This is a genomic window from uncultured Stenotrophomonas sp. (assembly GCF_913778665.1).
In the GTDB taxonomy this organism is placed as follows: domain Bacteria; phylum Pseudomonadota; class Gammaproteobacteria; order Xanthomonadales; family Xanthomonadaceae; genus Stenotrophomonas.
Genome location: NZ_CAJYVQ010000004.1, coordinates 219057 through 232617, shown reverse-complemented (window position 1 = coordinate 232617; position 13561 = coordinate 219057). Strand labels below are relative to the sequence as shown.

The window sequence follows — 13561 nt, the reverse complement described above, 5'->3', positions numbered from 1 at the left end:
AGGGATCCGACCCCGGCTCAGCGCCGCCGTTCCAGCCACCACAGCAGCGATGCGCACAGCACGAACGCCAGCCACCATGGCCAGCGTGAGCCGGGCACCGGCTGCATCGCTGCGCTGCTGGCAGGCGTGGCCGTTGCCAGTGCCTGTGTTGTTGCGTCGATGATCGACTGCCGGTGCAGGGCGGGCGCAGCCTTTGGGTCGAACACATAGCGCCAGACAGTCGTGTTGCCATGCTGCAGCCGCTGCCAGCCTGCCACCTGCGGCCACCAGCCCGCGCAGCGCATCGACGAGGTACTGGCATCGACCACGAGCGGAACGCCCGCGTCTTTCGCATCGAACGCCTGCAGCGGCGACTGCACGCCACACAGCGCCTGCCGCTCGCCTGCCCAGGCAAGGGGCTGTGGCGACCACAGCGGATCGCCGCCGCCCTGTGCACGCGCCAGCGTCGCGATCACGCCGCTCCACAGTTCGCCATGGCGATCATCGCGGCCGGACAGTACCCAACGCCAGCTGTCGGTGATCGGCAGCAGGCCGATGCGGCCCTTGCCGACGCTGCGCCAGCCGCCGAGGGGCTGGCCGGCCGTGTCGTGCAGCAGCGCGCTGCCGTCGTTCACCTGCAGCGCCAGCGCCTCCAGCGAGGGCAGGGAGGCGCTGTGCGAGCTGCGGTCCGCCGCTTCGCCATCGGCGGTGGGCAGGGTGGCCGAATCCAGGGGGCCGCGTCGTGCGGCGAGCATCGTGCTCTCGCCATCGCCAGGCAGTTCGACGGCATGGCTGCTGCCATCGCCCTGCACCGGCAGTCCGAGATCACGCAGGCGTTGCCGCGCGCTGGCCGATGGAGCGCCGGCGCTGCGGACCAGCACACCGAGGCCATCGCGCAGGGCCTGGCGCACCGCTGCCAGTTGCCCCGCGCTCAGTGCCGCCAGGCTGCGCTCGTCGAGCAGCAGCAGGTCGCTGCGCGCCAGTGCGGCCGCATCCAGCGCCACCGCGCCATCGCCCACGCTCAGCCCGGCGCCGGTGTCGGCCTGCATCTGCACGCGCAGGCCGGCATCGATGGCCCAGCGCCGCAAGTACTTCAGTTCCGGGCCGGGTGCGCTGGCACGCACCCACAGGCGCAGCGGTGCGGCCGACAGTGTCTGCTGCGGCACCGGCACGCTGTCCAGCACCTGGGCCTTCGCATCCAGCAGGCGCAGATGGAAGACGCTGCGACCCGGCGCGCGGGCAATCCCGCTGAGCTGCACGCGGCCATCGGCGGCCACGTCCACGCGATCAACCACGGTGTCGGCCGGATCCAGCAGTTCGGCGCGGCCAGCGCTTGCACCGCGTGCTTGGGCGTGCACCTCGAAGCGCGCACCGGGTGCGGCGTCGGCCGGCGGCTGCAGCGCGATCCAGCCACGCGGTGCGGGCGAGGCCTGCCAGCGCAGGTTCGCCGGCAGCGCGGCGCCGCGGTCACGCGCGGCCAGGCCGGTGCCGACCAGGGTCAACGCGGAGGTTGGGCGCTGGCGCAGCGCCGTGGCCAGATCAGGGACACGCTGGCCGCCCGGCACATCCGCCGCCTCCGGCAACAGCAGCAGCGGGCCATCGCTGGCCGGCAACGTGCCAGCCGTGGCCGCGTCCGCAGCGAGCACGACCAGGCCGCCCGCAGGCCGCTGCTGGCTGGGCGGCAGCAGGCAGAAGTACAGCAGCACGGCGGCGATGGCCTGCAGCGCCAGGCGTGCCGCGCGCCGAGCGCGATGGGCGGTTGGTGCGCGCAGCTGCAGGACGCTGGCGAGGATGACGATGACTGCCAGGGCCACGGCAAGCCACAGGCTCAATGCAGTGGCGTTCATGGCTGTGCCTCCAGCGCATCAAGATAACGCTGGCCCATTGCATCGGTGACCGTGCGCCGCATCACCTGCGGCAGCGGACGCTGCAAGGCGCGCCACAGCTGTGCGCGCAGGCGTTGGCGGCAGTCGCTGCAGTCCGGTTCGATGCGCAGCTGTTCAATGGCGGCGGCCAGATCGAGGGCATCGGGCAGGAAGGCGGCGTTGCGCTGCTGCCACGTCGCCAACGCGTCCAGGTCAGGCGTGCCATCGCCATCCCCCAGCCGCTGCCAGGCCTCGACGATGGCTGGGTCCGGCGGCGTGCGCGCGGCCAGCGGCAGCTCGCGGCTGGCCAGCCCGGTGCGGTCGCCGCCGAGGCGTCGGCTCTCGTCGATCGGCGGCAGTTCCGGGCCGACACGGGCCAGATAGATGCGCTCGGCCTGCTGCACCTGCTTGATGAAGGCCAGCGCCTTGTAGGCGAACGGCAGCGCCTGCTCCGGGCGGCCCTGGCGCAACTCACCCTCGGACGACCACATCTGGTCCAGCGCGGCCTTCAGCGTGGCGCGGGTCTGCGGGTCGAGCAGGGTGGCGGCCTCGGCGTGGTCGTGGGTGTGGCCGTACTCGGACAGCACGTCGGTGGCGCTGCCGAACACCGGCGGCGTGTCGGTGTTGCCGGCGGTACCGCCGTGGTCATGATCGTGGTCGTCACGCGCGCCGGCCTGGGCATGTCCGTGGTCGTCGTCGTGATCCTGCGCGTCCGCCGTGGGTGCGTCGCTGGTGGGCAGGTCGCTGGTCGGCGGCGGCTTCGCTCCGCCCTCGCTTTCCTCGCCGAGGAACTGGCCGTAGCGCAGGCGCAGGATGCGCTGGTCGACGCCGACGGCATCGCTGCGCTTGATGAACTCATCGGCGGCCAGGCCGCGGCGTTGGCGGATCAGCGCCTCGGCGTCGATGATGATCTGCCGCTGGCTGCGGAAATAGGCCGGCAGGGTCTTCTTGATGCGGCCTTCCAGTTCGGCACCGAGCGCGACTTCGGTGGTGGGCAGGCGCAGGATCACGCTGCTGCTGCGACCGGTCTGCGCGCTGGGGGCATGGTTGTCGCGTACTTCCAGCTGGGCGATCACATCGTTGCCGGGCTGCGCGCCCAGCGCTGCCAGATCGAGGGTGTGGGCGAAGCGCCGCGCGGTGGGTTCGCCGCTGCCGGTGAGGGTGACGCTGCGCTGGACGAAGGTGATGTTCTCGCCACTGCCCTGGGTGGTGGTGATCGACAGCGTTGCCTGCGCGGCCACGCCGTAATCATCGCTGGCTTCGAAGCGCAGCGCCCACTGCCGCTGTCCCGGCGTGCCCAGGACCAGGCTGGCAGCCGGTTCCAGCACGCGCACGCTGGGCGCGCGGTCGGCCACCACCTCCAGCCGGTAAAGGCGGGTGCTGGCCAGAGCGGGCTCACTGATCACGCGGTACAGCACCGGTGCGCGGGCCACGTCCTGTGCCTGCCATTGGCCATCGTGTTCGCGCAGCGGCAGCCGTCGCCCGTCGTGGAACTGCAGCCAGGCCTTGCTGGGCGTGCGGTCGAAGCGCAGCGACCACGACAGCCGGCTGTCGGCGGCCACCTTGGCGTCCAGTGCGTTCTGGGTGAGCGTGGCCTGGCCGGTGTAGGCCGGTGCATCGATCTGCAGGCGGGTGGACTGCAGCTGCAGCGGGGCGGCCGTGACTGCGGGGGCCGTGGCCGTGGCTCCGCTGCCTGCGGAGACGCCTGCGCTGCGGGGCCAGCCCAAGGCGAGCAGGGCGACGGCAAGGGCGCCAGTCCAGCACAGCGCCAGTGCGGCGCGGGGCCAGCGAGGGCGCAGCTCCGGCATCGCGTGTTCCAGCGTGGCCAGCACATGCGCGCGCTGGCGCTGCTGCAACGGGTTGAGGTGGGCGACATCGGCAAACAGCAGGTCGGCGCTGTCCTCGCTGCGGCCGCTGCCATCGAGCTGGCGCTGCAGCCAGCGCCGGTCCAACTGCCTTGCCCGCGCGACGGCCACGCCGCTGCAGGCAAGCAGGCCCAGCGTGACGACCACGCAGGCGGCATCGAAGCCGGTCAGGCGCAGGGTCAGCGCGGTGGCAGCCAGCGTCCACGGCAGGCCAAGCAGCATAGAGATGCCGGCGCGGCGGCGACGTGCGTGCTGCCAGCTGCGCTGCAACGCGTTCATGCCGGCCTCCGCGCTGCGCGACTGGCCATCCCGCGTTCCAGCGCGAACAGCAGCACGATGGCCAGCAGCAGCCACCGTGTCAGCTCGCGGGGTGCGGCGGCAGTCACGGGCAGCACCGCCTGCTGCGGTGCCTGATCCCGCGCATCGCCTGCGCGCGGCAGTGCTGGCGGTTGCAGGGCCAGCAGCAGGGCTCGCGGCAAGCGGGCATCACGCAGCGCGCCGTTGTGGGCGGGGTCCCATTCTCCGGGCAACGACAGCAGACGGCCCTGGCCGATGCGCTGCTGCCACAGCAGCGGTGCGCCTTCTGCACTGCGCAGCACCACGCTGGCGGCAGCCTCAGGTCTGGCCGCGGTCACTACGCTGCCGCCGTCGCGCAGCCAGGCCTGCCATGCGGCCGGCAATGCGTCGGAACGCCCCCACACCGCGATCTCGCCGCGTGCAGGGAGCGTGTCGGCAGGCAGCTCGGCATCGGCAGGCCGGGTGCTCCAAGCACGCTGCAGGGCGCTGATCCAATGCCGCGCGCTGGCCGGTGCCTCGGCATGCACGCGCAGGCGCGGCGGGGGACGTGCGGCTTGTGTGCTGGCAACGGGTACGGCATGCGCCTGCCACTGCACGGGACGTGACAGCTGCAGGCGTGCGCCATCAAGGCCAGGCAGCGGATCGGGCACATGCACGGTCAGCGCGGTGCCGCCGGGCAGCTGCGCATCGAGTTCGCGCAGCAGGCTCGCAAGCGGTGCGGGTCTCGTGGGCGCCGGCCGCTCGACGGACGGGAAGCCGGGTGCCAGCCAATGCCAGTTGCCCTCTTCGTTGGTGCCGCGCAGTGCGCGGGCATCGAGCCCGGGCGCGACCACGGTCCACGCGCTGGGCGGTGCTGCGCTGCTGGTCAGCGCCGGGCGCGCCAGTAGCAGTCCCAGCGCGGCCAGCAACAGCAAGCGGACCAGCAGCAGCGGCCAATCATCGAAGCGGATGCGCTGGCGTGGGCGGATCTGTGCGCGCAGCCAGCGCAGTGCGGCGAAATCCAGCGGCGTGTACGGATGGCGCCGGGCCAGGTGGATCAGCAGCGGCAGCAGCCACGCGGCCAGCGCGGCCAGGCCCAGCGGGAACAGCAGGTTCATGCGCCGCCCCCGCGGCCGAACAATGCCTGCAGCGGTTGATCCAGCGGCTGATCGAGCCAGCCGGTGGCGTGGGCGATGCCGCTGGCCTGCAGCCGCGACCGCAAGGCGAGGTGCGCAGCGGCAAAGCGCTGCAGGTAGCCGGCCCGGATCGCTGCGCCGTCACCCAGCAGTTCTTCACTGGTCTCGGGATCGCGGAAGCGATGGCCGGCATCGAACGGGAAATCGCGCTCGTCAGCGGTCAGGATCTGCAGTAGCGCTGCTTCGCGGCGCGCGCTGGCCAGGTGTTCCAGCAGCATGATGCCGGCCTCGTCGAACCCGTCGCCCATCGCCAGCAGCAGATCGCCCGGGCGCACGCGCTCCCATAACGGGCGCAGGCGCTCGGCGGCGGGCCAACTGCCGCGGGCCTGCAACGCATGCAGGTGCAGATGCACGCGATCACGCTGGCGTGCGCCGTTCGCGGCCGGTATCAGTTGCAGGCCATCGCCATTGACGGCCATCAGGCCGAACCGGTCGCCCTGTTGCAGGGCCAATTCGACCAGGCATGCGGCCACGCCGCGCATGTGGTCCAGGCGCGTGCGCTGCGGCGCTGCGCGATCGGCCTGGCTGGCGGAGGCTGTGGCATCGAGCAGCAGCCAGACCGTGATCGGGCTTTCGCGCTCCGATTCACGGACGAAGAAGCGGTCCGAGCGCGCATACAGCTTCCAGTCGATCTGGCGCAGTTCGTCGCCGGGCTCGTAGGCGCGGTACTGGGCGAATTCCAGGCCGGCACCGCGGCTGCGGCTGGCGTGCTGGCCGATGCCGCTGCTGCCGCTGGCCAGGCGCGGCCGCAACCGCAGCAGGCGCAGGCGCGCACGCAGTTCCGGTGGCAGGGTCAGCGGGGTGCCTGCGCCCACGCGAGGATCAACCCGGGAACGGCACGGCCTGCAGCAGCGCCGCGACCGCATCGTCGGCGCGCTTCTGCTCGGCCTCGGCGGCGAACGACAGCAACAGGCGGTGGCGCATCACCGGCGCGGCCAGCGCCTGCACATCCTCGCGGGTGGCGGCGAAACGGCCCTGCAGCAGTGCACGCGCCTTGGCCGCCAGTACCAGCGACTGGCCGGCACGCGGGCCAGCACCCCATTTCACCCACTGGTTGATCGCAGCCGGGGCGCCTTCACCTGGCCGGCTGGCGCGCACCAGGCGGGTGATCCAGGCCAGCACATCGGGGCTGACGTGCACCTGGCGCACCGCAGCCTGCAGGGCGATCACCGCCTCGGCATCCATCACCTTCGGCACCGCGTCGGTGGCACCGCCGGTGGTCTGTTCCAGGATCTGCCGTTCTTCGTCCTCGCTTGGGTAATCCACCAGCACGTGCAGCAGGAAACGGTCCAGCTGCGCTTCCGGCAGCGGATAGGTACCGGCCTGCTCGATCGGGTTCTGCGTGGCCAGCACGAAGAACGGCGCGGGCAGCGCATAGGTGGTGCCCGCGTAGCTGACCGTGCGCTCCTGCATGGCCTCCAGCAGCGCCGCCTGGGTCTTGGGCGGGGTGCGGTTGAGCTCGTCGGCGAGCAGCAGGTTGGTGAAGATCGGGCCCTGCTGGAAGCGGAAATGGCGATGGCCGGTGCCGTGGTCCTCCTCCAGCAGCTCAGTGCCGAGGATGTCGCTGGGCATCAGGTCGGGGGTGAACTGCACGCGCCGGAACTGCAGTTCCAGCGCCTGCCCGAGCGAGCGCACCAGCAGGGTCTTGCCGAGGCCCGGCGCGCCTTCCAGCAGGCAGTGGCCGCCGGCCAGCAGGCCGATCAGCAGCTGTTCGACCACGGTGTTCTGGCCCACCACGGCGCGAGCGAGCGCAGCGCGCAGATCGTGCAGGCGCGGCAGCAGGGAATCGAGGTCGGGGGCGGTCATGGGGGGGGCAGGTCCTATCAATTGTTCAACGCGTACATCACGATGTTGACGCCGAAGCGGGTGTTGTCTTCGGCCAGGAAACGCTTGTTGCGCCAGTCGTAGTCCCACTCGCAGCCATAGTCCTTGTTGCTGTAGAGCAGGCCCAGGCGGCCGTCGACCTCGATGCCCTTCAGGTAGTCGTGCACCAGGTCGTCACCCCAGCCGTTGAGTTCGAAGCTGGTGGCGGGCGGGCCGTCGGGGAAACGGAAGAAACTTCGGTACAGCGCGTGGCTGTTGGGCAGTTTCTGCAATGCCTTGGGCCCGAACAGGCGGCCCATCTGCGCCTCGAACGAGGTGGCGAACAGGCCGTCGATGTCATGGTTGCAGTCGTCGACGAAGACAAAGCCACCGTTGCGCACGTAGCGCACGAAGTTCTGCCGTTCGGCGGCGTTGAACTCGACCAGCGTGTGCCCGGCCAGGTAGCAGAACGGCGCTTCCAGCATGCGCGGGTCGGCCAGCGCCACCACATGCTCCTGCGGATCGACCCGCAGCGAGGTGTAGTCGATCAGCGAGGTGATCAGGTTGGATGGCATGCGCGCATCCACGTCCCAGTCACCGGAGTCGTACTGCAGGCGGGTGAACCAGAAGTCGTAGCGTGAACTGCGCGGGCCCGCCTGCGCCCAGGCTGGAAGCGCCGCCGCCGAAGCGGCAGCGGCCAACCAGCGCAGGCAGGCCCGGCGATCCATCAGACCGCGTCGGACAGCGAGGTGAAGGTGAAATCGCGCAGCTTCATCGGCGGGATCATCATCACGTAGCTGGATTCATCACCGGCCACGCGCACCGGCTTGCCCAGCTCTTCGATGTTGTTGAGCATGATCACCGGCGACTCGTTGAAGCGGAAATTCTTCACCGGGTGCTTGATCTGGCCGTTTTCGATGTAGAAGGTACCGTCGCGGGTCAGGCCGGTCAGCAGCACGGTCTGCGGATCGACCATGCGGATGTACCAGGTGCGGGTGACCAGGATGCCCTTCTGGGTGCCGCGCACCAGCTCGGCGGTGCTCTTGTCGCCACCACTCATCAGCAGGTTGCCTGGCGATGCCTTGGCAGTCTTGCCCTGCTTCTGCGCCCAGAAGCGCGAGTAGTTCAGGTTGGCGATCCTGCCGTTTTCGATGATGGCCATGCGCTCGCGCGGCAGCCCCTCGCCGTCCCACGGCAGTACCGGCGCCTCGGGGTGCCAGGGGTCGGCGATCATGGTCACGCGCGGGTCGTAGACCTGTTCGCCCAGCTTGTTGCCGCCGCCCTTCTTCGACAGGAAGCTGCGGCCCTCGTCGGCCGAGCGCGCGTTGAAGAAGTTCATCATGAAGCTGATCAGGCCAGCGGCCGCGGCCGGCTCCAGGATCACCGTGTACTTGCCTGGCTCCAGCGCCTTGGCTTCGGCCGATTCGGTGGCCTTGCGCATGGCGATTCGGATGTCCTGGTCGGCCTTGAAGTCCGCCGCGTCCTTCAGGTTGCGGCCGACCCAGCCCGAGCCGCGGCCATCTTCGGTGCGCACGGTGCAGGTGTAATCGAAGTTGGTGGTGCGCTGGTAGGCGAAGTTGCCGTTGCTGTTGGCGGTGGCCTGGAAGCCCTGGCCATCCTCGAGGAAGCCGGCGGCGATCAGGCCGTGGCCACGGCACGGCGCGATCGAATCGGCGGCGACCTTGGCGCGGAAGGCCGGATCGATCGCGGCGGTGGACTCGCTGAAGGTCGGGCTCGCGCGGTAGCTCTGCTTGCCGATGGCCGGCATGAACTCCGGGTTCTCCGGGGCCAGGCGCGCAAGGTCTTCGGCACGGCGTACCACGCGTTCCAGCGCCGCATCATCGAACTCGTTGATCGAGGCGGTGCCGACGCGCTTGCCGAAGGCCACGGTGACGGCCAGTTCGGTGTTGTCGACGATGCCGCTGGTGGAGACGTTGTTCAGTGCGAAACGGATGTTGCCGTCGATGGAACCGGCCAGCACGGCGGTGCACTCGTCGGCCTTGGACAGGGCAATGACCTTGTCGAGGATGGCCTTGGCCTGGGCTTCGGTGAAGATACTCATGGTGTAAGGGCTCCTGACCGGTCAGCCGAGGCTGCGTGCGGTGTTGATGACGTTGATGCCGTTGAAGCGCGCGGTCGACGAACCGTGCGAGACCGCCGAGACCTGGCCCGGCTGGCCCTTGCCGTCGAAGAACGAACCGCCCAGGCGGTAATCGCGCTCGTCGGCCACCGCGGTGCAGGCGTTCCAGAACTCGGGCGTGCGGATCTGGTAGGCCACGTCTTCCAGCATGCGGGTGATCTGGCCGTTCTTGATCTCGTAGAACAGCTGGCCGCCGAACTGCGCGTTGTAGCGCTGCTGGTCGATCGAGAACGAGCCGTCGCCGATGATGTAGATGCCGTTCTCCACGTCCTTGATCAGGTCCGGCACGCTCAACGGCTTCTTTCCCGGTGCCATCGACACGTTGGCCATGCGCTGGAACTGCACGCTGGACCACGAATCGGCATAGCAGCAGCCATCGGACTCGGTCTTGCCGAGGATGTGGGCCTGGTCGCGGATGGTCTGGTAATCGACCAGCTTGCCGCTGCTGATCAGGTCCCAGCGCTTGCACTTCACGCCTTCGTCGTCGTACGCAACGGCGCCGAGGCTGCCCGGCTGGGTCTTGTCGGCGAAGATGTTGACCAGCTCGCTGCCGTACTGGAAATGCTGCTCGCGCTTGTCCAGCGTGGCGAAGCTGGTGCCGGCGTAGTTGGCTTCGTAGCCAAGCACGCGATCCAGTTCCAGCGGGTGGCCGATGGATTCGTGGATGGTCAGCCAGGTGTGCGAGGGGTCGAGGACCAGGTCGTACTTGCCCGGCTTCACCGATGGTGCCTTCAGCTTCTCCTGCGCCTGCCTGGCGGCGGCGATGGCATCTTCCTTCATGTCGTAGGAGGTGCTGTAGTTGACCACGCCGTTCGGGCTGACCACCTTGCCGGCGGCCGCGCCGTCCAGGTACTCGTAGCCCAGGCCCATCGGTGAAGACAGCCCGGAGCGGGTACGGAACTTGCCGCTGGACTTGTCGATCGCGGTGACCGTCATCGGCGCCCAGATGCGGTGCACGTCCTGGTCGATGTAGGAGCCGTCGGTGGAGGCGAAGTACTTCTGCTCGTTGACCAGGAACAGCATCGAGTTGACGAAGCTGGCACCAGCGCCCATCGCGGCGGCGTTGACGTCCAGCAGCAGCCCGACCTTGTCCTTGATCGGCACGTCCATCGCGTTCTTGCGGATCGGCGTGCGCCAGCTCACCTCGCCAACGCCCGGCGCCTTGGCCAGCTGCACCGGCGCGGTCTGCACGCCGGCATTGGCCTTGGCGATGGCGGCCGCCTGCTGCGCGGCCCGGGCCACGTCGGCGGTGCCCAGCGCGTTGGTGGCGGCGAAGCCCCAGGCGCCGTTGACGATGACGCGGATGCCCACACCGGTGGACTCGGTGTTCACCACGTTCTGCACCTTGTCTTCGCGGGTGATCACGAACTGGCGCAGGTAGCGGCCGATGCGCACATCGCAGTACGTGGCACCGGCGCTGCGTGCCGCCTGCAGCGCAGCGTCGGCCAGGCGCTTCTTCAGCGCCGGGTCGAGGCTGGACTGCAGCTGCTCGGCGGCGATCACCTTGCCGAAGAAGGAGGGCACGATCAGTCCGCCCGCGGTAAGCCCGGTCAGGGCCAGGAAGTCACGTCTTTGCAAGGCTGCTCTCCATGTCGAAGGATGGGGTGGCTCAAGCGCCGAGACTGCGCGCGGTGTTGATGATGTTGATGCCGTTGAAGCGGGTGGTGGACGAGCCGTGCGAAACCGCCGAGACCTGGCCCGGCTGGCCCTTGCCATCGAAGAACGAACCGCCGAGGCGGAAGTCGCGCTCATCGCAGATCGCGCTACAGGCGTTCCAGAACTCCGGCGTGCGGATCTGGTAGGCCGCGTCCTCGACCATGCCCGCGATCTTTCCGTCCTTGATCTGGTAGTACAGCTGGCCACCGAACTGCGCGTTGTAGCGCTGCTGGTCGATCGAGTAAGAGCCGCGGCCGTGGATCCAGATGCCGTTCTCCACGTCCTTGATCATGTCTTCGACACTGAGCGGCTGCCTGCCCGGCGCCAGCGAGACATTGGCCATGCGCTGGAACTGCACGCTGGACCAGGAATCGGCATAGCTGCAGCCATGCGACGCGTCGCGGCCGAGGATATGGGCTTCATCGCGGGTGGCCTGGTAGTCGACGAGGATGCCGTCGCGCACCAGATCCCAGCGCTGGGTCTTCACGCCTTCGTCGTCGTAGCCGACCGCACCGAGGCTGCCCGGCTGGGTCTTGTCGGCGAAGAAGGTGACGATGTCGCTGCCCCAGCGGAAGCCGGCATCGCGCTTGTCCAGCGTGGCGAAGCTGGTGCCGGCGTAGTTGGCCTCGTAGCCGAGCACGCGGTCCAGCTCCAGCGGGTGGCCGACGTTCTCGTGGATGGTCAGGAACAGGTTGGACGGGTCCAGCACCAGGTCGTACTTGCCGGGCTTCACCGACGGCGCCTTCAGCTTCTCGCGCGCATGGCGGGCGGCGGCGACGGCGTCCTCGACCGGGTCGTAGGAATCACGGTAGGCGGTGATGCCGCCCGGCAGCTGCACCTTGCCGCGTGCATCGCCATCGAGGAACTCGTAGCCCATGCCCATCGGCGAGGACAGGCCGGCGCGGGTGCGGAACCTGCCGCTGGCCTTGTCGATGGCGGTGGCGGTGAAGGGCAGCCAGATGCGGTGGATGTCCTGGTCGATGAACGAGCCGTCGCTGGAGGCGAAGTACTTCTGCTCGTTGACCAGGAACAGGGTGGAATTGATGAAGTCGGCGCCCGCATTCAGCGCGGCGGCATTGAGCGCCAGCAGCAGCTCGACCTTGTCCTGGATCGGCACGGCCATGGCATTGCGGCGCACCGGCGTCTGCCAGCGCACCTCGCCGACCGGCGGGGTCGGTGCCAGCTGCACCGGCCGGGTCTGGAGGGTGGCGTTGGCGCGCGCGATTGCGGCGGCCTGCTCGACCGCAGCACGCACGGCGGCCTCGGTCTGCTGATGGGTGGCGGCGAAGCCCCAGGCACCGTTGACGATCACGCGCACGCCCACGCCGGACGACTCGCGGTTGGTCACATTGCCGACCTGGTGCTCGCGGGTGATGACCGACTGGTTGAGGTAGCGGCCGATGCGCACATCGCAGTAGCTGGCCTTGGCGCCGCGCGCGGAGGCGAGGGCGACCTCGGCAAGGCGCCGGCGCTGGGCGGTATCGACCGGGACCAGCAGCTGCTCGGCGGCGATGGCTCGGGAATGCGGCAGCAGCAGTCCCGCCAGGCCCAGACCGGAAAAAGCCAGGAACTCACGTCGTTGCACAGCGTTTCTCTCTCTCGCTTGCGTGCGGCCGGCAACGGGCCGAGCCGATCACGTCAACCTCTCGACTTTCGCCAGCGCGGGGCGTGGGGACAAGTGACTGCAGTCATGGTTGGGAGGGTTTCGGCAGGGCTTTGCCCCGCCTCTGACAGATCCCTGTGGCTGTTGGTAGGTGTCGGCCTTGGTCGGCACACCTGTCAGATATCGAGATTCATTTGGGGTCAGATCTGTTTTCCTTCGGAAAGCGGATCTGACCCCATGACGTCCCGACAGATCGCAGAAAACTGTCGAAGGCGGGGTGGGTCCGGTTGCGGGGGCGTGAGCGCCATGGATGGCGCGACCGAGCCTACATGGACGTATTTACGGCGTCCCCCGCAACCGGGCCCACCCCGCCAACCCACGGAATGCCAGCTTTTGACGTTGCTCTGGCTCCGGTTTCTGCGGGTGCAGGGCTGCAAGCCCTGCAGGCACATCCCCCTCGTGCACAATGGGGCCGACCCCGCCTGGACCCCGTCCTGATGTCGAGCAAGCCGTATTCAGAAGCCTGCGAGCGCAACCGAGAACCGATTGCCGCCGCACTCGACCCGTGGATGGGCGACCGTCATCGGCTGCTGGAAATCGGCAGCGGCACCGGCCAGCACGCCGCCTTCTTCGCCGAGCGCTGGCCGTGGCTGCGCTGGCAGCCCAGTGATCACCCGGACCACCTCCCTGGCATCGAGGCATGGCGTGCCGAAGCGGCCTTGCTGAATCTGCTGCCGCCGCTGGCGCTGCAGGTGGAACTGCCGCCGGCACCCGGCCTGTCGCTGCCCCAGGGCAGCACGTTCGACGCCGCGTTCAGCGCCAACACGCTGCACATCATGAGCTGGGACCACGTACAGGCGCTGTTCGCCGCACTGCCGTCGGAGCTGCGCCATGGCGCGCTGCTGGCGGTGTATGGGCCGTTCAATTACGGCGGCCGCTACACCAGCGACAGCAACGCGCAGTTCGATGACTGGCTGAAGGCGCGCGATCCCCGCAGCGGTATCCGCGATAGCGAAGCGGTGCAGGCGCTGGCGGCGGACAACGGGTTCACCCGCCTGGGCGACGTGGCGATGCCGGCCAACAACCGGTTGCTGCTGTGGCGGTTGGGCTGAGCCGCCGGCAGTCCCGGCCGCTCCCCGGCATTCGATTGCCAGGAAGGTGCCGGCCAGCGGCCGGCA

At 69.3% G+C, this 13561-nt stretch carries 10 protein-coding genes; 1 reads left to right on the top strand and 9 read right to left on the bottom strand.

The window, feature by feature from the left end; all coding sequences use genetic code 11:
* Positions 1 to 17: 17 nt before the first annotated feature.
* The 9 genes from QZ853_RS05860 to QZ853_RS05820 are packed head-to-tail and all read right to left on the bottom strand — an operon-like array spanning position 18 to position 12365.
* Positions 18 to 1826, bottom strand: a complete 1809-nt coding sequence (locus tag QZ853_RS05860; RefSeq protein ID WP_295571333.1) for a hypothetical protein — start codon at positions 1824 to 1826, stop codon at positions 18 to 20.
* Complete coding sequence (locus QZ853_RS05855; protein ID WP_295571332.1) at positions 1823 to 3988, bottom strand: hypothetical protein; 2166 nt, start codon at positions 3986 to 3988, stop codon at positions 1823 to 1825. Before QZ853_RS05855 ends, QZ853_RS05860 begins: the two co-directional genes overlap by 4 nt.
* Complete coding sequence (locus tag QZ853_RS05850) at positions 3985 to 5103, bottom strand: BatA domain-containing protein (RefSeq protein WP_295571331.1); 1119 nt, start codon at positions 5101 to 5103, stop codon at positions 3985 to 3987. The genes QZ853_RS05855 and QZ853_RS05850 overlap by 4 nt, the downstream gene beginning before the upstream one ends.
* Positions 5100 to 5996: a DUF58 domain-containing protein gene (locus QZ853_RS05845; RefSeq protein ID WP_295571330.1), complete on the bottom strand. Its 897-nt coding sequence runs from the start codon at positions 5994 to 5996 to the stop codon at positions 5100 to 5102. The genes QZ853_RS05850 and QZ853_RS05845 overlap by 4 nt, the downstream gene beginning before the upstream one ends.
* A 7-nt stretch (positions 5997 to 6003) precedes the next feature.
* A complete protein-coding gene (locus QZ853_RS05840; RefSeq protein ID WP_295571329.1) occupies positions 6004 to 6987 on the bottom strand; it encodes a MoxR family ATPase in 984 nt (327 codons plus the stop codon).
* Between the two features lie 17 nt (positions 6988 to 7004).
* Complete coding sequence (locus QZ853_RS05835) at positions 7005 to 7712, bottom strand: DUF4159 domain-containing protein (protein WP_005421001.1); 708 nt, start codon at positions 7710 to 7712, stop codon at positions 7005 to 7007.
* Positions 7712 to 9046 (bottom strand): TldD/PmbA family protein, encoded by a 1335-nt coding sequence (locus QZ853_RS05830; protein WP_295571328.1) that lies wholly within the window; start codon positions 9044 to 9046, stop codon positions 7712 to 7714. The genes QZ853_RS05835 and QZ853_RS05830 overlap by 1 nt, the downstream gene beginning before the upstream one ends.
* A 21-nt stretch (positions 9047 to 9067) precedes the next feature.
* On the bottom strand, positions 9068 to 10702 hold the full coding sequence (locus QZ853_RS05825) for a TldD/PmbA family protein (RefSeq protein ID WP_295571327.1): 1635 nt from the start codon (positions 10700 to 10702) through the stop codon (positions 9068 to 9070).
* 31 nt (positions 10703 to 10733) lie between these two features.
* Positions 10734 to 12365: a TldD/PmbA family protein gene (locus QZ853_RS05820; RefSeq protein WP_295571326.1), complete on the bottom strand. Its 1632-nt coding sequence runs from the start codon at positions 12363 to 12365 to the stop codon at positions 10734 to 10736.
* Between the two features lie 515 nt (positions 12366 to 12880).
* On the opposite strand from QZ853_RS05820, the gene QZ853_RS05815 reads away from it, so the two are divergent.
* A complete protein-coding gene (locus QZ853_RS05815) occupies positions 12881 to 13495 on the top strand; it encodes a DUF938 domain-containing protein (protein WP_295571325.1) in 615 nt (204 codons plus the stop codon).
* Positions 13496 to 13561 lie beyond the last annotated feature (66 nt).

Coding starts and splice junctions, on each gene's coding strand:
- QZ853_RS05830 (WP_295571328.1), bottom strand. CDS start 9,046: ATGAGTATCTTCACCGAAGCCCAGGCCAAGGCCATCCTCGACAAGGTC.
- QZ853_RS05860 (WP_295571333.1), bottom strand. CDS start 1,826: ATGAACGCCACTGCATTGAGCCTGTGGCTTGCCGTGGCCCTGGCAGTC.
- QZ853_RS05850 (WP_295571331.1), bottom strand. CDS start 5,103: ATGAACCTGCTGTTCCCGCTGGGCCTGGCCGCGCTGGCCGCGTGGCTG.
- QZ853_RS05855 (WP_295571332.1), bottom strand. CDS start 3,988: ATGAACGCGTTGCAGCGCAGCTGGCAGCACGCACGTCGCCGCCGCGCC.
- QZ853_RS05840 (WP_295571329.1), bottom strand. CDS start 6,987: ATGACCGCCCCCGACCTCGATTCCCTGCTGCCGCGCCTGCACGATCTG.
- QZ853_RS05835 (WP_005421001.1), bottom strand. CDS start 7,712: ATGGATCGCCGGGCCTGCCTGCGCTGGTTGGCCGCTGCCGCTTCGGCG.
- QZ853_RS05815 (WP_295571325.1), top strand. CDS start 12,881: ATGTCGAGCAAGCCGTATTCAGAAGCCTGCGAGCGCAACCGAGAACCG.